Raw genomic sequence first — 21,921 nt, forward strand, 5'->3', positions numbered from 1 at the left:
GATGAAGCGGATAATCTCGATATGGATTCTGTTGCTGTGCGCCGGTATCTCGAAGGTACAGGCGCAGAACGATGCGACCCTTGCGGGAATGATTCTGGTTTATACCAACAAGGCCGAGAAGGAACTGAAAAACCAAGAGAAGGTCATGCTGATGCAAACTACAGGGCATGTGTGGACGAAGGAAGAAGTGGAAGGCACGACGGACTTGCAACGGGAGTTCAACAATTACCTGAACTCGTTCCGCTCGATTGTCTGCTATGCGGCTCAGATTTACGGTTTCTACCATGAAATATCGCAGCTTACAGACAACATGGGCGACTTCACCAAACAATTGAGCAGACATTCGACCAACGCATTGGCCGTTGCCCTCTCCACGCGGCGCAACCAGATTTATCGGGAGATGATATTGAACAGCGTGGAGATTGTGAACGACATCCGCACGGCCTGCCTGTCGGACAACAAGATGACGGAAAGGGAACGTATGGAGATCGTGTTCGGCATACGCCCGAAACTCCGGTCGATGAACCGGACGCTGCAACGGCTGACCAAAGCCGTGAAATATACCACGATGGGCGACATCTGGCGGGAAATCGACGAGGGCGCACGCCCTGTCGCAGACAAGTACGACATCGTGAAAGCCGCCCAAAGACGATGGCGGCAAAATGGAAGAAATGTTAGACCCTAAAAAAGAATAAAAATATGGGAGCTTGGGATACGATATTGAAATACGGCGGAAAGGCCATGAAAGGCATGGGCAAGGCCGCCAATGCGACGGGGAAAAGTGCCGGTCATGCGGTACTGCATCCCTCGCAGACCCTTCGGGGAGCCGGGCAGGCGGTCAAGACGGCTACCGCCGGAGCTGCCGTCGGCTATGTGGGCTGGGAAAAACTGACCACCGACAAAAGTGTCGCACGGATCGTCAGTGAGGCCGTAGTTGGCAAATCCGCCACGGATGCCCTTGCAGGTACGACCGAAGACATGAAGGAACTGAAAGACAAAGCCGGAGAGACGGTCTCTGCCATAGGCGAGGCTGTGGGAGGCGCGGACTCGAAACTGAACGGGGTATCGAACTTCCTGCGGGAAGCCTCCGGCGGTGGGTTGTTCAACATGCTCAGCGGCTTTTTGCGAAACCTCGGAGGAGGCAATGTGTCGGGATTGAACATTGCAGGACTGATTGCGGCGGCGTACCTCGTGTTCGGACGTTCCGGCTGGCTGGGTAAAATCGCCGGTCTGTTTCTGGGCATGATGCTTATCGGTAACAATGCGGGCGTTGTCCGCACGGTTCCCTCGGAAACGGTATCGAGGACACAGACGCCGACACTCTCTCCGGAGGAACAAGCGCAAAGCGGAGGAATGAGAAGGTAGGAACACATAAAAAATATATATCACAATGAAATATACGGAAGAAATGATCCTGCACTCGGACAGCGGCTACTGTATGCCGTTCGAAGAGCCGCGGGGAAAAGACGTGGAACTGTCGCTCGGTTACGGTGAGCAGGTACACCCGACAACGGGAGAAAAGTTCTTTCATCACGGGATAGACTTCAAAGCGCGGTGCTACATGCTGTCGGCTGTGGCCAGCGGCATCGTGTCGGGCGTGGGAAACGACCCGGTACACGGCATTTGCCAGACAGTCCGTTACGGCGGGTACGAGGTGACATACGGTCATCTGTCGAATGTGTTCGCCCAATTCGGACAGCGGGTGGAAGCCGGACAAACGGTGGCTTTGAGCGGTGAACGGCTGCATATAGAAGTCAAATTCAAGGGCGAGGAGCTGAACCCGATAGAGTTCCTGACCATGTTGTACGGCAACATCAAGGCTTTGCAGGAAACCGACGGCAACGGCCCGGCAGGTTTTTACGATACGGAAACTGGGGTAACAAACGACTACGAGAAGGACCAAAGGGAAATAGAAGAGCTGATGCTCCGCTTTCTGCCGCTTTACATGGAGGATTTGCAGCGGGGAGCGTACACGGTGCCCGCACATACGGAACAGTCGCTACGCCACATCTTCACGATGGGAGCGATGAAAGAGTATTTCTACGAGCAGATGCCGAGCATAGCCAATCCCCTCGGACTGGGGCGCAAAGCCATGCCGCTTGCCAGCAAAGTTCAGAACCTACTGATAGCGGATTTCCTGAACTACCTTGCCCTGCGGCATGAGGTGTACCTCTCCACAATGGGCGGCGAGGTAAAAAAAAACTTCATGACGAAGCTGTAGCGGGCTGCGGACTCATCGACCCGCTGGCGGAGCTGGACATCGACATCCAGAGCTTCGACATATCGAGGATCGTCTCCGTCTATCCCGACCGCGCCGGAGTCCGCTGGTGGACGAAAGCATGGTTCAACAACCGGGAAGAAGGGGAAGCCTCGGTGGAAATCGAACGGGAACAGGCGGTACGCTTCATTCAAGACCGTATCGAAAAAGATGCATGGCTCGAAGAGTTTTTCCCCAAGCAAATGGAAGTGTACCACAACGCCATCGAACAAACGAAGGAACAACTGCTGAAACAGATAAACATGATATAGAAAGATATTGATTATATGGACGAAATCAAACATAGCAGGAGGTTTGCGGAAATAGAGACTCTCATGGGCAGTTATTTCCGCTATCATCTCGTCCCCGTCATGACGCAGACGCAAACCTACCTGACCGAGAAGCAGGGCGAGGAAATGAAGAAGTATTCGACTTCCATAAGCGGCATACTCGGCATGATGGCGTCGGCGGGCCAACCGCTCTCCGACCCGTACCAAACACTCAAGGTAACAGGAGAATGGAACTCCAAGACAACCGAAGACTACATCGGGATGTGCAAGGAACGGATTCTCTCGTCGGAGGAAATACAGCACGATCTCGCCTACATGGCCGGCGAGTGGCGCGATACCGTCGTGCTGGAAGTCGGACGCAAGCGTTACGATGAACTGTCGCAGGAATTGGGCTGCGACCTCGCCTACGCCTTCGTGGACTACCGCGTGGAGCAACTGATGATAGACCATCTGGTAAAGGAACGTATGCCCAAGTCCTCGGCGGACTACATCATCCGCAAAGCGGCTGAATCAAGTCTGTTGGGGTTGCCGCAGGCGTTAAGCCGCTCGCCGCTGGCCGAAGAGATAGAGAAGCGCGGAGAGGCCGCTTATCGTCCGAGCAAGTTGGAGAAAGGCGCAGGTTGGGTGTTGGGGGCTTCAGCCGATACCGTCATGCTGGGCGGTGCAGGTTCATGGGCAAGCTTCGCACGGTTCATCGGAGCGGATACAGCCATCTCGGCCGTTGCCGATCACTTCGGGGCAGAAGAGACACAGACGCTCTCTGCGGAGGAGTGTATCAGCAAGGGGGTGTTCGGCAGCGAAAGCAATGTGTTCGAGGGATTCCGTAAGGAAGCAGCGGCGATTCCACCCAAAGAGAACACACTCTTGTCCGAAGCCAACGGAGAGTTACAGAAAAAGATACCGATTATAACATTCGATTTTATGGATTGGTGGAAAACAGACAGTATAAATATGCCGTGGCGGGAAGAAACTGCCGGGGAAGAACGGAAGCGGGCGGAACGGTATAAAGATGTGCCGTTGGTGGTCGCTCCCGGACAGGAGGAAGCCTATCTGCAAGACTTGGAAAGAGGGAATACCGAAGCGGAACAAGCCGGTCAGGAATCCGAACAGAGGGAAAAAGAGGCGAAAGAAGTGCAGGTTTCCACAGTCTCCACCGAGAAAACGATACGGGAAGAGCCGTCCGGGCAAGAACCGCAGACCATACAGACCAACGAGAACGGTTGGGATGGGCTGACCCGTTTCCTCGGACTGGAAGGTTTCAGCGAAGTCATGAGTAATCCGGGCAGTGTGTTGGCCATGCTGCCAGACATGCTATTGGGTATATTCACAGGCAAGACGCAATCGCTGGGACTGAAAGAAAACCTGCTGCCGATAGCGAGTATCGTGGCGGGCATATTCGTCAAGAATCCGATGCTGAAGATGTTGCTTATCGGCTTGGGTGGTGCGAACCTGCTGAACAAGGCGGGACATGAGGCACTGGGAAAAGAAAGGACGGAGAGAAACGGAAATGTGGCCACGACCGACAAAAAGGTGCAGTACAGACGCTATCCCGATGAGCCGCTCAATCCACGTATTGTGAATCCGGTACTGCAAGGCAATACCCTTATTGCCACGATAGACCACGTGCCCTGCACGGTGCAGCTTAATTCCACGGTGGCGGACGCCTACCGTGCCGGTGCCTTGCCGCTGAACACGCTGGCCAATGCCGTGCTCGTCCAAAGCGACCGTCTCCGCCAGATGGCTTCGCAGAATTACGACAACGGACAACAGGAGACCATCGTGCGGACGCGAGGCATCCAGTAATCCCGTAACCGACAAAAAAATTGGAGTATGAAAGAGAAATCGCAAATAGAAAAGAATGCCGAGGAGCGACAGATAGAGTTGCTTTCCACGGCTTTGAACGAAGCGTCGAATGCCGGAGGACACTGGCTCAACGCCGCAGGCAAGGGCTTTCCGAAATTCTATCCGCGCGGCGTCGCCGTCAGCCCGTTCAACGGGTTGTTCATGGCACTGCATTCGGACCGGAACGGGTGCAAGACCAACCTGTTCACCCTTTACAGCGATGCCAAGGCACGTGGCACATCGGTACGCGAGCACGAGCAGGGAGTCCCGTTCCTGTTCTACAACTGGAACAAGTACGTCCATCGCAACAACCCGGAGGACATCATCAGCCGGGATGCCTATTTGAAACTGGACGAGGAGGTGCAGAAACAGTACAAGGGCATACATAACCGGGAGATCCGCACGCTCTTCAATATCGACCAAACGACACTGCCTTACGTGGATAAGGAGGAATACGATATGGTATTGCTGAAAGACGGCAGTGCCGTGGAACGGGGATATTCCGAGGCCGACGAACGGCGATTGCATATCCGTTTCAACGATTTCCTGCTGAAAATGAGGGATAATCTCGTGCCCGTGCGTTCGGACGGAAGCGGAATGCCCCATTACGAGACAGATCGCGATGCGGTCTATATGCCGCGCCAACGGGATTTCGGACACTACAACGATTATGTACAGGAGGCACTGCGGCAAATCGTAAGTGCCACAGGACACCAGCAACGGCTGGCCCGTGAAGGCATGGTGATGAAAAACGGCATGGGTCCCTCGGAAGATGCCCTCAAACAGGAACGGCTAATCGTGGAGGTGGCTTCGGGAATCAAAATGCTGGAATTGGGGCTGCCCGCCCGTCTGTCCGACAAAAGCCTTGAACTGGTGGACTACTGGAACCGGGAACTCAAGGAGAACCCCAACCTGATGGATGCCCTCGAAGGCGACGTGAACAACGCCCTCGAAGTAATCCATAAGGCAGAACGGGGCGAGAAAATCGAATATGCCACGATGCGCAACCGCCGGCAGACCTCGGACATGCAGGAGCAGCTACCCAAGCATTTCTATGTAGCCGACGAGATCCGGAAACACCCGAACAAGGAGGACAGGACCATTGTCATCGTCATCGACCCGTCCTCGAAATCGGCGGACGTGATACTCCCTGCCGGTGCGTCGCCGGAAGTGGACAATGAAGTGCCGGGCATGAACAAGGCCCGTATCGGCAGGGCTTTGCGAAGGGAAGGGATCGAAAACGTGCGTTTCTTCAATCCTGACGGCACATGGGGGTACAGGCCCGATGATACTTATTTCGCCCAAAAACAGATCTCACTGGCCCGGCTGAAAAACTGGGCGCTGGAAATGCTCTCCACACTGGACATAACGCCCGCGGTCAAACGGGCGGACGAAATCGGCTTCGACCAAGTACAGATGATTCAGGACGACAAGAACCGCTGGGCGCTGTATCTGAAGCCCGAACATCAGAGCGGGTACAGTATCTATCCCGACAAGGACGACCTGAACCGCTTCTTCTCCACACTCAAACAGTCGATGGACAATATCGAAAATGTACGCATGGAGCTGGCGCACAAGTATTATGCGCTGGCGGAAACACAACCCGACCTGAAAGTGGACCTGTTCAGCAGCGGGGCGCAGGACATTGACCTGAACCGGATTCAGCGCGTGTCCGTGTTCAAGACCAAACAAGAAGGGACTCTGTGCGTGGCGACCATTGACGGAAAGAAATTACAACCCCGAAGCGTCACCCGGCAACAATGGCAACGCATGTGGGTGGCGGAGGACCGTGCCAAATACAAATGCCATCTGGCGGCCACGCTATTTGCCGATGTGCTGCGTAAAGGACAGACGCAGGAAGTGACTGCCGGAAAGAGACAAGAAGAAGATACCCAACAACAGGATAAAGACAAGAACTCGAAACAAGCCGATGGAGAAGCCCAAAAAACCGGTTCATCCCTAAAAGAGTTGTCCATAAAAGATATACCGGAACAAATGTATGGTAAGTACGAGCAAATCAAAGAGGAACAACCGGAAGCGGTTGTCCTTTTCAAACATGGGAACAATTATTACGCTTCCATGTATGATGCGGAGACCATTGCGAACGAACTGAACCTGCCTCCGAGCAAAGAACGCGTTCCGTATGATGCAAATAAAATCATATTGGTATTCGAGCATGACAATGAGGAAACAAGGCAGCAAATTCATGCGCTACGGGCATACGTGATGGATTGTGACGGTATGTCTAAGGCACAGCAAAACGGGCCTGCAGAAACAACCGACGAAGAGAACGAGAACGAACAACGTCCAACCATGAGGAGGTAGAAATATGGCAAACAAGAATCAAGAATATACAAGACAATACGCAGACTATGCGATGGAACAGATGCGGCGATACGGCATTCCGGCCTCCGTGACGCTGGCACAGGGCATACTGGAAAGTTCCAACGGACAGAGCCGTCTGGCGCAGAATGAGAACAACCACTTCGGTATCAAGGCCACGCCCGAATGGATTGCCGGGGGTGGCCGGTACGGCCTGTATTCCGATGACAAGCCGAACGAGAAGTTCTGCAGTTATGACAGCGTGGGCGATTCGTATGAGCACCACTCACGCTTCCTGAAAGAGAACAGCCGCTATGCCCGCTGTTTCTCGCTTTCTCCCGACGACTACAAGGGCTGGACGCAGGGCCTCGAAAAGGCGGGCTATGCCACGGGCGGGCATTATGCCGACAGCCTGCAACGTATCATCGAGCAGAACGGGCTGCAAAAGTACGACCGTCAGGTCATGCAGGAGATGGAAGCGCAGGGAAAACGGTTCGGTTTGGAAGAGAACCCGCTCCGGGAAGCCGGAAATGCGGCGGAGTATTCGTTTCCGGTGGAACGGAAAGAATTTCTATTCGTCACCTCACCGTTCGGTATGCGGCAAGATCCGACAGACGGCAAGGAGCGTATGCACAAGGGTATCGACATCCGGTGCGACGGCGATGCAGTCTTGGCCACGGAGAAAGATGGAAAGGTCATTGCTGTCAATGGCAAAAATAATACGCCCGGCGGCAAGTCACTGACAGTGGAATACACCCGTCCGGACGGCAGTAAGGTACAATGTACCTACATGCACCTTGGCGAAATTTCCGTAAAGGCAGGCGATATGGTACAGGCGGGCCAGAAGCTCGGTCGATCCGGCAACACAGGAACACGAACAACGGGAGAACATCTGCACTTCGGCGTCAAACAGATTTATGCGGACGGGACACAGCGGGACGTCGATCCGGCGGCTTATCTGGCTGAAATCGCCCAAAAGGGTCACATCAAACAACAGGTGCTGCATAACGGAAACGACCTGCTCGCCCGATATAAGGGAACAGAAGGAAATGTCGCTGGCAAAGACTTTTCGCCCGACGCATGGATGAAAAAACTGCTCTCCTCGGAGGACAGTGGCGTGGGACTGTCAGGGTGTAGCGACCCTATCGTGGAGATGGCCATGACCGCTTTTACCTCTCTGATGTTGCTGGCGACGCAAATCGACAGCAAGAACGAGGAAGAACAAAAGGCGGCCATTTCCGAGGCGATGGACAGCCGGCGTATCGACCTGAAAACGCTGCTGCCGGGCATGAAAACCTGCGACCTCGTGGTCGGGGAAAACGGGCGGGCTGTCCTGCAAGTGGACAACGGAAGCGTCCAAGTATCGCGAGAACTGACCTCTGCCGAGTTAAGCCGCCTGTCGGTGACGCTTAATGACGGTTCTCTTTCGGAAGAAGCCAAACGACTGCGTGTGACCGGAACGCTGAACACGATCATCCTCTCGGAGGCGGTTTCGCAGAACTTTGAACGGGGAATGTCCGAACAACGGGCACAATCGGAAAACCTGAAAAGATAATCCCAAAAGTCATGATAAAACGCGTGATGATACGACTTTGCGGGTATTTGTCCGGGTTGTCCGCCTGCGCCCTGCATATCCTGTTCTGTTCCCGACTCTTCGGTTGGACGGCGACGTTTGTCATCGTGGGCATTCAACTGGGTATTGCCGGCTGGATTATCTACATGAGAATACGTGCACCCGATTAGGAAACGGTTTCAGCATGTTCAACTTCAAGATACCTCGCTTTGTCCGGTGGATTATGTATCACTAAAAAGACAAAAGAAGATGATTAAGTGTAATATTACGGCGTGCGGCACCATCAGCCGCGACGCTTCGATGCGCACAACCAAGGAAGATAAAACATTCCTGACCTTTCCGCTCCGCATCGTGATCCAAGGTAAGGATGGCCGGAACGAAACGGTCGAGATCAGTGTCAGCAAGGAGGGTGCCCAAAAGAAGGTATCCAGCTATCGAAACGGACTGCGTGTCGAGGTTGCGGGGACGCTGTTCCTGAAACGCCGGGGCGAAAAGCTCTATTTCAACCTCTTTGCCGACCGTATCGCCACGGCAAAAGACATCGCAGATTCCATCAAGGGCGAACTGTCATTCCGCGGCAAGGTGGGCAAAAACATCGAGGAACGGAAAGACAAAAAGGATAAGTCCTATACGATGTTCTCGGCATTCAGCACCGAGAAGGTCGATGAGAATTTCGAGTACCAGTGGGTGCGCTTCTTCTGCTTCGACAGGCAACGCGAAGAGTGGTTGCAACCGGGTGTCAAGGTAGAGGCCAAGGGCGAACTGACAGTCTCGGCACATAACGGGAAGCCGGACATCTCCTGCCGGGTGGAAGAATTGACGCAATATGTTCCCGAATCGGATAACTCCAATCAGTAGCAGTCATGGCCGGTTATAGAAAGCGAAATACGGAGGGACCGAACAGCGAGGATAAGGCGCTGGACCTCTTTGCCGAGATGATGATCGAGAAAATCGAAAGCATCCAGAAAGATTGGCACAAGCCGTGGTTTACCGAGGGTGTACTGCAATGGCCGCGTAACCTGTCAGGGCGCGAGTATAACGGTATGAATGCCCTGATGCGTGCGTCCAGAATGGTCGCATAGTAAATATCTCTGTGGCAAGAGATTAGAATAGGATACAATATGTTCTACTCCCAACTGAATAAGCCCCGAGCGAAAGCAAAAGGTGAAAACAGCATTTCAGTAAAACGGAATGTGTGGCTAACTGTCATGCGACACAGTTCCGTGAGGGGGAAAGACAGATATAAGGATGAAGCCTGCATTGGTTCAACGATAGTTCAGCGGCATAAGGCGTGGCGTGGGCGGAAAGGCAGTTATATCTACGCCCTCTCGTGGTACTCAATTCCAAAGCATTAGGAATATGGGCAAAAGGTATCAACCACGACGCACTTGCGATAAGCAAGAAAAGAACGAAAGTCGCATCCGACAATCTGTCGTGCCAATAGTTACTATGCGTGCTAACTGGAGATTGCCTAAATCGGGATGCCAAAAGGCTATGGGTAAAGACTCTGAATACCCGACATGGCAACGGAGCTTCCGTAGTAGTCTGAGCAAGGGAAAGCCTTGTACATGGCGAAGGGAAGCAGTTGGTAATTTTAATACAAACAACGGATAATGTGAGAGACATTATGAGAAATCCAAAGCAAGTATTAAACAATTTATGTGAACACAGCAAAGTTTCGGGCTACAGGTTCGAAAGGCTGTATCGAAATCTATTCAATGAACAGATGTTTTATGTTGCCTATCAACGTATTTACACTAAGCAAGGCAATATGACACCTGGTACTGACGGCAAGACCATTGACCAAATGAGCATTCAAAGAATAGAATCTCTTATAGCAAGTCTCAAAAACGAGACATATCAACCTAATCCGGCAAAGAGGGTATATATTCCCAAGAAGAACGGTAAAATGCGTCCGTTGGGCATACCCTCCTTTGAAGACAAACTTGTACAGGAGGTGGTAAGAATGATACTTGAAGCCATATATGAAGGGTATTTTGAATACACCTCACATGGGTTTAGACCTTTCAAAAGCTGCCACACCGCACTATCAAGCATTCAGAAAAGGTTTGTCGGGGCTAAATGGTTCATCGAGGGAGACATTAAAGGATTCTTCGACAACATAGACCATAGCGTACTGATAAGCATACTTGAAGAAAGAATAAACGATGTTCGCTTTATTCGCTTGATTAGAAAGTTCCTTAAAGCCGGATATGTAGAACACTGGCAGTTCAATCATACTTATTCGGGAACACCTCAAGGTGGAATCATCAGTCCAATACTGGCGAATATCTATCTTGACAAGTTTGATAAGTTCATGAACGAGTATGCCAAGAGGTTCGACAAGGGTAACAAGAGACGGGTAAATCCAGCCTACAACCGTATTTGCAACAAAAGAAACTCGCTGAAACGTAAACTGAACGCCGAAATTGACGTGGAGAAAAGGAAAATCCTTATCTCGCAAATCAGAAACATGCGTACAGAAATGCAACAACTCCCGTATGGGAATGACATGGACGAACAGTACAGACGACTAAAATACGTGAGATATGCTGACGACTTCCTTATAGGGGTTATCGGCAGTAAAGCCGACTGTGAAGCGATAAAGGCAGACCTCAAAAAGTACATGCAAGAACAACTAAAACTTGAGCTGTCTGAGGAAAAGACCTTAATCACAAACGCACAGGACAAGGCAAAATTTCTCGGATATGAAATTTATGTACAACGTTCCGAAAGCAAGGTAAAGAATAGCCTCGGTAGAACGAATCGAATGTTCAACGGAAATGTAAGGCTACATGTCCCTACTGAAATTGCAAGGGAGAAACTGCTCGCTATGAATGCTATGGCAATAAAACAAGTCAATGGCAAAGAAATATGGTGGGCTGAATCCAGAGGCTTCCTAACAAGCATGAAAGAGGAGGATATCATAGCCAGATACAACCTTGAAATAAGAGGGTTCTATAACTACTATTCGATAGCCAATAACATCTCAGCTGTCGGAGGTACTTTCGGAGGTATCATGAAACGCAGTTGCATTAAAACTCTTGCACACAAACATAACAGTACCATGCGTAAAGAATGGAAACGTTATCGTGAAGGGCAGGACTTTGTTGTCCGATATATGGACAACAAGGGTCAAGAAAAGTGCAGGGTATTGTACAATGAGGGGTTCAGAAGAAAAACTGTCAATGATTTTGCAGAATGTGACCACATGCCGAATACATATTTTCTGCCGCAGGCATCGCTTGTAGAAAGGCTAAATAACGGTGTGTGCGAACTTTGCGGAAATAAAGTGCCACTGATAATGCACCATGTCAGAACACTCTGTAAACTGAAAGCAGATACGGAGTGGAATAGATTAATGCTGAAGAGAGGACGCAAGACATTGGCAGTATGCGAAAAATGCAATACACTGATTCAAAGCTATGTTTAACAGAAAATTGACATTACCAACGGAAAGCCGAATACATGGAGACATGTACGTTCGGTTTGGAGGCAGGTATGGGGAAACCTATCGCCGAAAGACGACAAGGCGTCCCATACCGAGCCTACTGCTCCTGCATTGTGAGAACGAAGGGTACAAGATTCCCCGTTTCTGTACGTTCGACTGTGTGCAGCGGCTCAACAAGCCCGGTAAGGACGGACAAGAACTGCCAAGGGTATCTGTGCTGAAAGGTGAGAAATCCTTTCCCGTGATGCTGACCACATTCACCTGCATACACAAGGAAACAAAGGAAAAAATCAAGTATGACGATTACAAGAAGCTCTCCAACGAGGAGAAGGCGCAATACAATGTTTATCCCCGTATGCAGGTGTTCCGGGTGTTCAATGTCGCCCAGACCAACTTGCGGGAGGCACGACCGGAGTTGTGGGAGCAGTTGGAGGTAGAGAACGGGAAAAGGGTCGAAAACGGCGAACATTTCAGTTTCGTGCCCGTCGATACGATGATTCGGGACAAGCTTTGGATTTGTCCCATCAAACCGAAACATCAGGACGAAGCATACTACTCGATTACGAGAAACGAGATAATCGTGCCCGAAAAAGAACAGTTCCAGTCCGGAGAAGCCTTTTACGGAACGCTGTTTCATGAAATGGTCCACTCCACCGGCGCCGAGGGTGTTCTCGACCGTCTCCAGCCGACATCTTTCGGCTCGAAAGAGTATGCCCGCGAGGAACTGGTGGCCGAACTCGGCAGTGCACTGATCGCACAACGCTATGGCATGACCAAGCATATCAAGGAAGACAGTTGCGCATACCTCAAAGGGTGGCTCGATGAATTGAAGGAATCGCCACAGTTTATCAAGACGACGCTTCTGGACGTGAAAAGGGCTTCGTCAATCGTTACCCAAAAGGTGGATAAGATTGCACAGGAGTTGGAACAAAATGTTACTGAAGAGCAAGAGAACAAACACTCGACCAAGGAACGTATCTTTTACGCATCGGTGGCTTATCTCCAATCTACCGATGACACGACGCAACTGGACGAATTGAAGGACAAAGGCGACTACAAGGGATTGCTGGCACTCGCCAAGGAGTATTACGACGGCAACGGTATGGACGAGCAGCATACATTCGCTTCTCCCCTCCAGAACCGGGGAGATGATCTGCTAATCGAGGATAAAGACTTTGCCGTAGTGTACAACGGAAGTGTCGGGGGCACTTACGACATCATGCTGAAGTACACGGAGCAGGAGGTACGAGACCATATCCGGCGTTACGGAACCGACCACGCCAGCGATGATGTGAAAGAGGTGGCCAAGGATATGGCGGCGGAAGAGTTCGATGTCCTGAAACATCAGAAACTCCCGATGTTCGAGATGCCGAACGGAAAACATCTGTTCGTCTGGTATAACAGGGAAACCGACACGCTCGATGCCGGACCGTTTACCGGTACGGATATACCCGACAGACACCGCTTCGCTTACGACCATTGTCAGTCGATGGAGGCCAACCTGCAAAGCGTGAACGAGAAACTGGGCGAAATGGAGGAGTATCAGGGTGAAGTGCAAGAGGAAAGCTACATCAGCGGTCTGCACCGATAACGGAAACGAATGTGAGGTGGCTTCACTTCAACGCTACCTCACATTCTTATACATTACATTAAGACAACAGTTTGTCAATCATTGACTGTAGCTGTGACATATCGCAATATTGATTGATACCACCGGTATAATCCTTTGCGTGCCGGGCGGTCCGTATCAGGAACGAATCAAGTTCTATTTTTACCCCACCGTCCATCCGCGCATCCGAAGAATGGCTTATGTACACGAATTTACCGTTACGCTCAATAAAGCAACTTGTAAGGTAATGCCCCTTGCTCTCGGCTACAACTGCCGCATCCACGGCTTTTGCATATTTGGATATTTCACTCAACAACGCCGTTTGGAAGTTATTGTATTCCTTTGATACATAACCCCCTGCATCTGCAAGGACAGAAAATTGCCATTTGGTATAAAAAGTCTGTGTCATATTCTTTCAATTCTAATTCTGTAAATAAATTAGGCACATAGCAATAAAAGCATTGAATTTATAGTATTCAATTAACGACATTTAAGCAATTACCATGATATTTTCAGAGACCAAAGTTACGGAGATTTATCGTATGGCAGATGATTTTTGCAAAGAAATTGCTCAATTTCGGGGAAAATATATGGTTGAAGATAAAGATATTGAATATTCTATGCCCCGCTCCTTTAATATAACTTTATTTTCAACTCCCTTTCTACCATAACAACATACTGTTTTTTGAAAGAAGCCCGCCATTGATGTATGTTTTTCAAAGACGGGCAACTGGCTATATTTTGAATTATACTCACGTTAAATAGCTTTCCCAGTTCTCTTTGTCGATAGTTAATTTGTTCATTTCCCAATCATATTCCACTTCCGGCATATCAGCATAAGGGAAATACACGGTATAGCCTATCTGTCCATAGGAGCAATGTAGCGGTATGACGCAAATTTCCTGACCACAATAAGGTTGTGGGCAACAATATTTCTTCCAATCGAAACGGCCTGCAACTATATTGCAGCAAAGTAATTTTAGAGCCATTATACCTTTCCAACTCTGAAAATCTGTCTTACAACTTGTCCTTTCCATAATGAATATTATTTAATGTGCTATGTTATAATAAATTTCGGGTTCACTCGATACATTGTAGATGTAATTGCCGCAACGTACCAAAAGGGCGTTTTTGCCATAATACAGTTCTTTCATTCCGGCGATGCTTCCTGTCCTGTGGAAATTTGGAAAGCGGCTTATTCCTGCCCTTTCCGCATCTTTTGTGTAAAGTGTTTTCATTCTCATGCTATTGCTTTTTTAATGTTTCATACAGGGTTTCTATCATTTTCTCGGCTTCTTCCATATCGGTTACGATGTCTTTGATGTAGTAGGGTGCACCGTTTTTGCCGTGCCCGTCATTGCCTATCCACAGGTAGGCTTCATAGTCGGGGTCGAAACCTTCGTAGAAATTTTCCAGTCCGCACAGAAACCCGTCGAAATCCCCGTCTTTCATTTCAACAGAGACGTTGAAGTCCTGCCCTTTGGGCGTATATTGCTGAAAATCGAACACCACGCTATTTTCGTGCTTCGTTGTCGATACTTGCCAGCCCAATCCTGTGGCTACTGCGATAATTTGTTCTGTTGTTGTCATCGTTTCGTTTTTTTATTTCCCTTTGTTCCGAGCTTTTCAGCCTGCCGCAGGGTCGGTTTTTATGTGCGATACCCGACGGCGGAAGCAAGAACCGCGAACAAGGAACCGCCGATGAAATTTTATGAAATACCGAAATCTGTGATTCCGGAAAGTTTTCGTCAAATTTCAGCAAGGTAGCTCTGCGATACTTGGTCTGCCGTTCGTCCGCCGTACCTTTGCACGGTAAAAACAGTCTGTGGCGGTGACGAGCTTCGAGGAAATGATAATCCGACGGTATAAAAGGGAGAAGCAAACTATAAACGTCCTGCCTGCTCATGGCATATAAATGGCTGATTCAATGTAGTTCGCTACCTACAAAAGTATGCGGCAACGGCCGGAATATAAACAACCACCTGTCCCGATTGGCAGGTGGTTGACCGACAGCAGCCGGTATCAGGCGGCCATACGCTTTCGGACAAGTGCGATGTTCTTATGCACAAGGTTCATAATCCGTTTATGGTATTTCGTATTTTTGTTACACAGCCCTCTCGACTGCAGCACCTTGAATGTTTCGAGGCTCAACTCAACGGTCTCGACCCTCTTGTTTTCTATCCGTGCGGAGAATACCAGCGTATCCGGTTTGAGGTAATATTCGCACTGTCCTACGCAGTGATGTAATGCATTGCCCTCGTCGTAGTAGGCTTCCACGCTGTCCAGTACACGGACGACTATCGTCCCATCCGTGAACTCCAGACCGAAGAACTTGCCTTTCAACTCCCTGAAACGTGCCTCGTTTTCCCTCGCCCGTTTCATCTGCTCCATGCGTTTTTCCTGTTCTTGGAGAATACGCACCTTGTTCTGGTACTTGTCGTGTTCGGCTTTCAAATCGACAGGGCAGACATAGTGGGCGTTGTGCAAGTCTTTGCCGCACCTGTCGAGCATACGGAGATAATCTGCCCATATTCCCATGCCCTTTATCCGATACTTCTGGCGTAACACGATTTTGTAGGATGACCAACATAAATCCAAATCCTGTGCGTGGTCTATAAAATACTTGAGGTCGCGTTTGCGTCCGCTTTTGAGTATCGTTTCCACACGGCTGTCCGACAGCAGGGCTTTCATCAGTTTTTGCGGGGCGATGTCTGAAAACGAACCTTTCAAGCCGTTACGCCGTAACTTCGGAATAACCGTGTATTTCGGATAGACATAGCAGTCGGCAATGTGGCGATACACATAGTTATCATTCCGCAGTTCCAGCCCCGACCCGTATAGAAAACAATCCAAGTAACGTCCCATTGCCCGTTGTAAGGCCGTCAGAGCGGTTTTCCCGTTCTCGTCCATCCAATACCTCGCCACTTCGCACACGTCCGTCCGAGCTTTCCGGCTTTTGTGATAATAAACGGTCATTCTGAAAATCCGCTGTACCTGAAATCCGTCCTGCGTGGTGATGACGGAAAAATAACTTTTCTCGTCCGTCTTGCGGCAAAGCGTGTCTTTGAGCGTCAGTTTGGCATGGCAGTTCGGACAATGGCAATGTTTAGTTTTCGTCTCGTTCCACCGATATCCGCAATCAAGGCAGGTCGTCCGTCCGCTGGGGGTACGAAAAGCATAATGTCTGACGGTATGCCGGAACGCCCATTCTGTCTGCTTCTCTGTGATAGGCAGCAACCGCCCATTGGCGGCTGCTACCCGTTGTTGGAATTTCGTCCGTGCTTTCATGGTCAGAAATCAAAAAGTGAAAGTTCTGTTTGGTTGCTCTGTGCAGCTTTGGCAGTCGGCTTCGGCTTGCTGTGGCGTTGCTGTATCTTGCGCATTTCTTCCTCCTGATAGGCTTTCAGCGCGTCTTTTCGAGCCTGTGCCTTTTCTTCTTCGGTCAGTTCTACCTTGTGATTGACCACGACACCGCAGCTAATGGGGTTTCCCACGTCGATGTTGTCTTCATCATAGTAGTGAATGGCGAGCGACCACACTTCGTCGTCAGTCATTCCGCAACAGCCGCTTGCCTTGACTTGGTTGAGAATGAACGTGATACAATCGTCCAAGTTCTTGCTCTCTTTGGCATACGACGCGGCAAAAAGTTTGTCCGTCCGTGCCTTTTCGTCCAAGTATTCCTTGATAGTCTGTTTGAAATGTTCCGTACCTTTCATCGTTCTGCATTTTGAGGTTAAAAATGATAGTCGATAACACCGCCGATATAGAGTAGCGTGCCGGGTTCAAATTCGCATACCTGTCGCAGGAACTCGTAGGATTGCTCGGCGTGGGATTGCAATCCCTCTTCGTCCATGTAGAACCAGTAGGCGGTATCGAGCGGGTTTTTCAGAAATTTCTCGAGCTGATAGACCGGGCCAATCCATTCTTGCACGCTTTCGGGGGTAACGGCTTCCGCCCTGCTTCGAATGTCTGCGACAAAATCTTCTCTCCATTGTGCCGCACCACCATTGTATCGTATGGTATCGTCGGAAACAAACTCGAACATGCCTTTGGGCAGAATATTGTTTACCAAGTTGTCGATATGGTACTGGCGTTCTTCGTCGTCAATCTCGGCGCAATAATCGAAAAAGCTGTCATCGCCTTGCATGAGGGTGTCCTCGTTCAGGTAGTTGTCCTTGTCCACTCGGGTTCGAGTAATTTGAAAAATCTTGCTGTGCATAACCTTGAATTTTAATTTGTTGAACTTGCTTTTCTTTTCCCTCCCTTCGGAAGCCTTTCGGCTTTCCTTGCCGGGAGAGATTTTACATGCAAGCCAGACAGCGGGAAAAGGACGGAAAGGCAAGCAAACGGCCGAGAATTTCACGGAATACCCAACCCGACATGCCCGTGCCTGTCGGGGAACTGAAAGGCCATCTTTGATTTGCGGAAGGCTGCCGGGCAAATTCAAGAGCCGTTAGCACAGTGGTGCTTGACGCCGGACGACCGCTGTACCTTTGCATGGGAAAATCTAACCGGCGAGGGAGCGACGACAAGATAGTAAGAGGAATGTAATATGGTTAGAATAACCACATAAAAAAGTGGCAAATTGTTTGTGAATTGATATAGCCCTGTTATTGTTAAATTCAGCGTACCATTTTGTTGTATGGTAATAAAGTAGTATTTGCATAAAATTAATGATTATGGTTATAACGATTAAGAATATTCCGGTTTTGGAAGGTGCTACGGCAGAAGATTTCGTGCGTAATGCAGAAAAGAATGCCGTAAAGGTAACTCCACAGTTGTCCGTGGCGGCCAAGAAACGGCTACAAAAGGTATTGGAGAAATCCCGTTCATTCCGATTCAACTAACAATGAACGGGATTTCTTTATACGATGATTGCGTCATGCTTGCCTATACAGGGAAGTGCGGGAAAAGTGTCTCCCTTTCACTTGCGGCGAGGATGATCTTGATGATTTTTTCCTTCATGATGCCGATTTATATGCGGATGAACTTTTAGGGAAAACTTAATGTTGGGTGACGACTGAATTTCCGCACCGTATTGTAGCGTTGTTTACCTTGGCTAATGACAGCATCAAGACCAAATTAATCTCTTCCAATGACAAAAATCGTTTGTAACGTAATATCGTAAACCCAAAACGTGGGCGTAGCTACCCGGCTGTACTGATAGGAAGACTGGGGGTAAACCGGGAATATCAGGGCACACCGAGCCATGTAGGACAGCAACTGATGACCTTTATAAAAGACTGGTTCCGTCACGAGGACAATAAAACGGGATGCCGCTTTATCGTAGTGGATGCGTACAACGAGGAAAGGGTGCTTAAGTATTACGACAAAAACGGCTTTCTTCCTCTATACAAGACAGAAGAGATAGAAAAGCAATATTATGACATTCCACAAGACGCACCTTTGAAAACGCGCTTGCCATATAAAGGACTGATATAACTTGAATTTGACAGAAACGGTCTCGGAATAATCATTCGAGGCCGTTTTTTATGTGCATATTATGCAGTCGCCAAATGCGGTCATAAGGTTCAAGTTATATAATTTACTGAATAGCAATTTCTTTTCTAATCAGGAAAAGAGTTTATTGATAGTTTTTTCGTATATTTGCAATCGGATTGAGGCAACTCTATCCAAGACATATTTAGAAAAGAAAGAAGCGTTATGCTTATCTTGTAAATCGAAAACGTAGGAAATTTTCAGATGTAGTACAAGGAAGGCATAGTGGTTCTCACGCTATAGCGTGGGCTGCTATATCCATATCTGTACTACAGGTTTCCTACGACCTTCGATTTAAGACGTGGCATTTGCAGTTCACGCTTTTATTATTTAATAACAGCCTTCTAAGGACTGGGAAGACATAAAAGAACTTAGGATGATGGATAAATTATCGGTTCACGCAAAAAAGACATTTCTTTCCCAACGACTTATTGCATGGGTATGTTGCTTATGCGCTATCGGAACAGCGGCAAAAGCATACGCAAATAATGATCCTACGTTTACAGTTTCTGCTCCGGAGAATATCGAAATTAATAAACAGTTCCGGCTAACATTTATTGTATCTTTCCCGGAGAAACCTGCTACTGTTGAAATACAGAATCTTGCTGTGCCCGAATTGAAAGGCTTTAAGGTGTTACTTGGCCCCACCAAAAGCAGTGCCACCAATGTGGAAAAAGTAGATGGAGAAATAAACCGGAAATATCAAGAGTCTTATACTTATGTGTTGCAGGCATTACAGGTGGGCAGGTGTTCCATTCCCTCTGCAAGTATTGTGGTGAACGGGCATCAGCTACATTCGCAGCAACTCGCAGTGAATGTCGTACCTGACGGGAAATTACCTCCTTCTTCCGACCCACAACCAAAACCGGATGTCTTTATGACAATGAACGTATCAGAACGCTCTCCTCGTATAAATGAACCCGTCGTGTTGGAATGCAAGTTATATACCACATCCCTTGCAGATAGCCTCGCCAATATGGAACAACTCATCTCTTCGGACGATTTCAAAATAGAACCGATAGATTTGCGGGGCAGCGCATGGCAAATAGAGCATCGGAATGGAAAGAATTATCAGGTGGCGGTGTTCCGGAAGTTATTACTCTATCCCCTACGGGCGGGAGAACTTCGTATAGGAGACCTGTACATGGATGTTTATATCAGGCGGTACAATCTTTCTTCAGACCCGTTTGAAGCATTTTTTGAGGACGGCAACCACCAATTCGTAAAACAACGGGTGAACTGTCAGGGCATCACTCTCCATGCACACGAATAAACAGCTAAAACTTATGGATATGAAAACGAAAATAATTATAACCGCAATGCTGCTGACTACGGCGTATGTGCTGTTAGTCAATCTGATGTTCCTGTCCGGTTTCGGTAAGGATGAAATGGTAAAGGTTGGTTGGTATAGTGAGTTCGGAGGAAACAGCACGACTACCCTATATCCTCTTTATGTGTGGCTTAACTTTCCTTACACAGTTTGCTTTTATTTCTTCACGACGCTTTTCTTCGCCAAAGTGAAAGTACACGTAAACAAGTGGCTGGGCGAAACGGCTTTTGTGCTGTGGTGTGTCAGTCTCGTTCCGATTTTGGTGAATACCGTTTACGACTTGTATATGGTATCCAGTTTTGACGGAGATGAAATGTACCGTTCTTTGGAGAATTATTGGGAAACGGAAGGCAAGTCTGATTATCCTTTTATGTGGCTTCTGCTTTCGTCCCGTGTAGGGAATAATTGGAATTGGATGAACGATTTGAATTATTACGGTAATTGGGCGCTTTGGGCAGCTTTCTTGGCATTTGCCATTGTCTTTGCCTTACTGTTTAAGAAAGACAAAGTATTAGGCATTGCGGGTGCGACAGTTATGGTGGTATCTATCCTGCTGAACATGTTTCCGCTGCCATGCGGGTATATTGCCATCGACCTGTGTTGGATTGCATTATGTGCGGCAGTCTTATGGAGATTGCGCCAGTCGTCATTTGATAAACCGTTCGTTTTGCCATGAGAAGATTTTTATTAATGCTGGCGGTAGTCCTTTTTGCGATGACCGCTTTTGCCGCCATTGCTCCCGGTCTATATCGGGTAAACGTTAACTCCACGCTCAATGTGCGCAATGCACCGGGTGGGGCTAAAATCGGGTCGTTGTCCAATGGAGATCTCGTGCAGGTGACGGCGTGCGAAGATGATTGGGCACAAGTGTCTTTGAATGACGGTCGCACGGGCTATGTGCATGAACAATACCTTGAGCCTTTCTCCACTCTGGCTGCTCCGGCTGGAACATCTTACTCCACAGTCGGTCTTTCCGAACTCCGGCATTATACCCCTTTTGCCATATTGCTGTTTGCCGTCATTGCCTTCATCGGACTACGTACAGATACCAGATCGTTGTTCCACGCAGGTTGCCTTTTATGGGGCGGGGCTGAACTGTTCATGTTCGGAGCTGGGAGTGACAGCGCACTCGTCTGGTTCTGCGACCCTTCGGATGTAGGATGGATATTTACTATTATCAATTTTTTTGTAGCTATTGGCATCCTGTTCTTCCAGTACACTATTTACCGGGAGTTTACGGGCAGTCTTTTCGATGGCTTTTGGAGAAAACTTCTGTTTGGTATCTTTATCATTGTAGGAGTAATCCTGTTCTTAGGTATTTTTAATTACAATAGATACGACAGTATCACCCCTGATTCGCCAGGAGCTCCGTTCTTTAACGAGACTTGGCATTTCGTACTTGCTTTCGTTGCCTATATGGCAGTATTGCTCTATTTGTTAAGAGATTGTGGTATTTGGATGAGCCTTTCGTTCACGATGTTTGCTTTTGGTTTGGGAATTTCTTTTCTTGGAATGTTGAGCACCTTGATACTTGGAGCTTTACTGTGGCTGGGGCTGGCAGCATTCTCCGGCAGTGGAGGGAGCAATGGAAGTCGCGGAAATATCATAATTGAAGATTATGACGGTACGTATGAAGCCTACGAACATGGCTTTGGAATCTACAAAGATGTAACAGGTTCAGGCAAGACGTGGCGAAAGGAGGGTTCTCAATATATCAGAATAAATTAAACATCGTCCAACCTAATTTA

22 protein-coding genes and 2 pseudogenes are annotated in these 21,921 nt (G+C 48.8%); 17 read left to right on the plus strand and 7 right to left on the minus strand.

What is annotated here, in order from left to right:
* The first annotated feature begins 1 nt into the window (after position 1).
* The 12 genes and pseudogenes from BQ5591_RS07290 to BQ5591_RS07340 all read left to right on the plus strand — a co-directional run bounded on the left by BQ5591_RS07290 (position 2) and on the right by BQ5591_RS07340 (position 13,326).
* On the plus strand, positions 2-685 hold the full coding sequence (locus BQ5591_RS07290; RefSeq protein WP_004294398.1) for a hypothetical protein: 684 nt from the start codon (positions 2-4) through the stop codon (positions 683-685).
* Between the two features lie 14 nt (positions 686-699).
* Positions 700-1,365, plus strand: coding sequence for a hypothetical protein (locus BQ5591_RS07295; RefSeq protein WP_004294397.1), 666 nt, complete (start codon positions 700-702; stop codon positions 1,363-1,365).
* A 25-nt stretch (positions 1,366-1,390) separates the two neighbouring features.
* Positions 1,391-2,221: a M23 family metallopeptidase gene (locus tag BQ5591_RS07300; RefSeq protein WP_004294396.1), complete on the plus strand. Its 831-nt coding sequence runs from the start codon at positions 1,391-1,393 to the stop codon at positions 2,219-2,221.
* 23 nt (positions 2,222-2,244) lie between these two features.
* Positions 2,245-2,529, plus strand: a complete 285-nt coding sequence (locus BQ5591_RS07305; protein WP_029429260.1) for a hypothetical protein — start codon at positions 2,245-2,247, stop codon at positions 2,527-2,529.
* Between the two features lie 15 nt (positions 2,530-2,544).
* The gene (locus BQ5591_RS07310) at positions 2,545-4,350 is read left to right on the plus strand and encodes a hypothetical protein (RefSeq protein ID WP_004294394.1); all 1,806 of its coding nucleotides are present in this window, start codon (positions 2,545-2,547) and stop codon (positions 4,348-4,350) included.
* Between the two features lie 27 nt (positions 4,351-4,377).
* Positions 4,378-6,714: a zincin-like metallopeptidase domain-containing protein gene (locus BQ5591_RS07315; protein WP_004294393.1), complete on the plus strand. Its 2,337-nt coding sequence runs from the start codon at positions 4,378-4,380 to the stop codon at positions 6,712-6,714.
* Between the two features lie 4 nt (positions 6,715-6,718).
* Positions 6,719-8,266, plus strand: a complete 1,548-nt coding sequence (locus BQ5591_RS07320) for a glucosaminidase domain-containing protein (RefSeq protein ID WP_004294392.1) — start codon at positions 6,719-6,721, stop codon at positions 8,264-8,266.
* Between the two features lie 11 nt (positions 8,267-8,277).
* Entirely contained in the window at positions 8,278-8,454 is a 177-nt protein-coding gene (locus BQ5591_RS21550) for a hypothetical protein (RefSeq protein WP_007219676.1), read from the plus strand.
* A gap of 79 nt (positions 8,455-8,533) precedes the next feature.
* Positions 8,534-9,142, plus strand: coding sequence for a hypothetical protein (locus BQ5591_RS07325; RefSeq protein WP_004294390.1), 609 nt, complete (start codon positions 8,534-8,536; stop codon positions 9,140-9,142).
* A 5-nt stretch (positions 9,143-9,147) separates the two neighbouring features.
* Positions 9,148-9,342 (plus strand): annotated as a pseudogene (locus tag BQ5591_RS07330) (ArdC family protein); the annotation flags it as partial.
* A gap of 569 nt (positions 9,343-9,911) precedes the next feature.
* Positions 9,912-11,717, plus strand: a complete 1,806-nt coding sequence (locus BQ5591_RS07335; protein ID WP_007219678.1) for a reverse transcriptase/maturase family protein — start codon at positions 9,912-9,914, stop codon at positions 11,715-11,717.
* Between the two features lie 43 nt (positions 11,718-11,760).
* A complete protein-coding gene (locus BQ5591_RS07340) occupies positions 11,761-13,326 on the plus strand; it encodes a zincin-like metallopeptidase domain-containing protein (protein WP_017140671.1) in 1,566 nt (521 codons plus the stop codon).
* A gap of 58 nt (positions 13,327-13,384) precedes the next feature.
* Here BQ5591_RS07340 and BQ5591_RS07345 read toward each other — a convergent pair whose 3' ends face one another.
* The 7 genes from BQ5591_RS07345 to BQ5591_RS07370 all read right to left on the minus strand — a co-directional run bounded on the left by BQ5591_RS07345 (position 13,385) and on the right by BQ5591_RS07370 (position 17,563).
* Positions 13,385-13,753 carry a hypothetical protein gene (locus tag BQ5591_RS07345; protein ID WP_004294386.1) on the minus strand — a complete coding sequence of 123 codons (369 nt, stop codon included), beginning with the start codon at positions 13,751-13,753 and terminating at the stop codon, positions 13,385-13,387.
* A 343-nt stretch (positions 13,754-14,096) separates the two neighbouring features.
* Complete coding sequence (locus BQ5591_RS20720; protein WP_007219680.1) at positions 14,097-14,381, minus strand: hypothetical protein; 285 nt, start codon at positions 14,379-14,381, stop codon at positions 14,097-14,099.
* A gap of 12 nt (positions 14,382-14,393) precedes the next feature.
* On the minus strand, positions 14,394-14,588 hold the full coding sequence (locus BQ5591_RS07350) for a hypothetical protein (protein ID WP_004294384.1): 195 nt from the start codon (positions 14,586-14,588) through the stop codon (positions 14,394-14,396).
* 1 nt (position 14,589) lies between these two features.
* Positions 14,590-14,934 carry a hypothetical protein gene (locus tag BQ5591_RS07355; RefSeq protein ID WP_004294382.1) on the minus strand — a complete coding sequence of 115 codons (345 nt, stop codon included), beginning with the start codon at positions 14,932-14,934 and terminating at the stop codon, positions 14,590-14,592.
* A gap of 432 nt (positions 14,935-15,366) precedes the next feature.
* Positions 15,367-16,632, minus strand: a complete 1,266-nt coding sequence (locus BQ5591_RS07360; RefSeq protein WP_004294381.1) for a PcfJ domain-containing protein — start codon at positions 16,630-16,632, stop codon at positions 15,367-15,369.
* 2 nt (positions 16,633-16,634) lie between these two features.
* On the minus strand, positions 16,635-17,060 hold the full coding sequence (locus BQ5591_RS07365) for a PcfK-like family protein (RefSeq protein ID WP_004294380.1): 426 nt from the start codon (positions 17,058-17,060) through the stop codon (positions 16,635-16,637).
* A gap of 17 nt (positions 17,061-17,077) precedes the next feature.
* Positions 17,078-17,563: a hypothetical protein gene (locus BQ5591_RS07370; RefSeq protein WP_004294379.1), complete on the minus strand. Its 486-nt coding sequence runs from the start codon at positions 17,561-17,563 to the stop codon at positions 17,078-17,080.
* Between the two features lie 460 nt (positions 17,564-18,023).
* Here BQ5591_RS07370 and BQ5591_RS21560 point away from each other — a divergent pair, with 460 nt between their 5' ends.
* The 5 genes and pseudogenes from BQ5591_RS21560 (at position 18,024) to BQ5591_RS07390 (ending at position 21,901) form a co-directional block, all read left to right on the plus strand.
* Positions 18,024-18,191, plus strand: a complete 168-nt coding sequence (locus BQ5591_RS21560; RefSeq protein ID WP_007219681.1) for a hypothetical protein — start codon at positions 18,024-18,026, stop codon at positions 18,189-18,191.
* A 2-nt stretch (positions 18,192-18,193) separates the two neighbouring features.
* Positions 18,194-18,786, plus strand: a pseudogene (locus BQ5591_RS22080) (N-acetyltransferase).
* A gap of 433 nt (positions 18,787-19,219) precedes the next feature.
* Positions 19,220-20,116: a BatD family protein gene (locus BQ5591_RS07380; RefSeq protein WP_007478987.1), complete on the plus strand. Its 897-nt coding sequence runs from the start codon at positions 19,220-19,222 to the stop codon at positions 20,114-20,116.
* 19 nt (positions 20,117-20,135) lie between these two features.
* Complete coding sequence (locus BQ5591_RS07385) at positions 20,136-20,849, plus strand: hypothetical protein (protein ID WP_225651448.1); 714 nt, start codon at positions 20,136-20,138, stop codon at positions 20,847-20,849.
* On the plus strand, positions 20,846-21,901 hold the full coding sequence (locus BQ5591_RS07390; protein WP_032541073.1) for an SH3 domain-containing protein: 1,056 nt from the start codon (positions 20,846-20,848) through the stop codon (positions 21,899-21,901). Before BQ5591_RS07385 ends, BQ5591_RS07390 begins: the two co-directional genes overlap by 4 nt.
* The last annotated feature ends 20 nt before the right edge of the window (positions 21,902-21,921 follow it).

Source organism: Bacteroides ndongoniae, from assembly GCF_900108345.1.
Lineage (GTDB): Bacteria > Bacteroidota > Bacteroidia > Bacteroidales > Bacteroidaceae > Bacteroides > Bacteroides ndongoniae.

Bases quoted from the DNA above. Each gene is read 5' to 3' on its own strand.
- BQ5591_RS07290 (WP_004294398.1), top strand. From the start codon at position 2: ATGAAGCGGATAATCTCGATATGGATTCTGTTGCTGTGCGCCGGTATC.
- BQ5591_RS07295 (WP_004294397.1), top strand. From the start codon at position 700: ATGGGAGCTTGGGATACGATATTGAAATACGGCGGAAAGGCCATGAAA.
- BQ5591_RS07300 (WP_004294396.1), top strand. From the start codon at position 1,391: ATGAAATATACGGAAGAAATGATCCTGCACTCGGACAGCGGCTACTGT.
- BQ5591_RS07310 (WP_004294394.1), top strand. From the start codon at position 2,545: ATGGACGAAATCAAACATAGCAGGAGGTTTGCGGAAATAGAGACTCTC.
- BQ5591_RS07315 (WP_004294393.1), top strand. From the start codon at position 4,378: ATGAAAGAGAAATCGCAAATAGAAAAGAATGCCGAGGAGCGACAGATA.
- BQ5591_RS07320 (WP_004294392.1), top strand. From the start codon at position 6,719: ATGGCAAACAAGAATCAAGAATATACAAGACAATACGCAGACTATGCG.
- BQ5591_RS21550 (WP_007219676.1), top strand. From the start codon at position 8,278: ATGATAAAACGCGTGATGATACGACTTTGCGGGTATTTGTCCGGGTTG.
- BQ5591_RS07325 (WP_004294390.1), top strand. From the start codon at position 8,534: ATGATTAAGTGTAATATTACGGCGTGCGGCACCATCAGCCGCGACGCT.
- BQ5591_RS07335 (WP_007219678.1), top strand. From the start codon at position 9,912: ATGAGAAATCCAAAGCAAGTATTAAACAATTTATGTGAACACAGCAAA.
- BQ5591_RS07340 (WP_017140671.1), top strand. From the start codon at position 11,761: ATGTACGTTCGGTTTGGAGGCAGGTATGGGGAAACCTATCGCCGAAAG.
- BQ5591_RS07345 (WP_004294386.1), bottom strand. From the start codon at position 13,753: ATGACACAGACTTTTTATACCAAATGGCAATTTTCTGTCCTTGCAGAT.
- BQ5591_RS20720 (WP_007219680.1), bottom strand. From the start codon at position 14,381: ATGGAAAGGACAAGTTGTAAGACAGATTTTCAGAGTTGGAAAGGTATA.
- BQ5591_RS07350 (WP_004294384.1), bottom strand. From the start codon at position 14,588: ATGAGAATGAAAACACTTTACACAAAAGATGCGGAAAGGGCAGGAATA.
- BQ5591_RS07355 (WP_004294382.1), bottom strand. From the start codon at position 14,934: ATGACAACAACAGAACAAATTATCGCAGTAGCCACAGGATTGGGCTGG.
- BQ5591_RS07360 (WP_004294381.1), bottom strand. From the start codon at position 16,632: ATGAAAGCACGGACGAAATTCCAACAACGGGTAGCAGCCGCCAATGGG.
- BQ5591_RS07365 (WP_004294380.1), bottom strand. From the start codon at position 17,060: ATGAAAGGTACGGAACATTTCAAACAGACTATCAAGGAATACTTGGAC.
- BQ5591_RS07370 (WP_004294379.1), bottom strand. From the start codon at position 17,563: ATGCACAGCAAGATTTTTCAAATTACTCGAACCCGAGTGGACAAGGAC.
- BQ5591_RS21560 (WP_007219681.1), top strand. From the start codon at position 18,024: ATGGTTATAACGATTAAGAATATTCCGGTTTTGGAAGGTGCTACGGCA.
- BQ5591_RS07380 (WP_007478987.1), top strand. From the start codon at position 19,220: ATGATGGATAAATTATCGGTTCACGCAAAAAAGACATTTCTTTCCCAA.
- BQ5591_RS07385 (WP_225651448.1), top strand. From the start codon at position 20,136: ATGAAAACGAAAATAATTATAACCGCAATGCTGCTGACTACGGCGTAT.
- BQ5591_RS07390 (WP_032541073.1), top strand. From the start codon at position 20,846: ATGAGAAGATTTTTATTAATGCTGGCGGTAGTCCTTTTTGCGATGACC.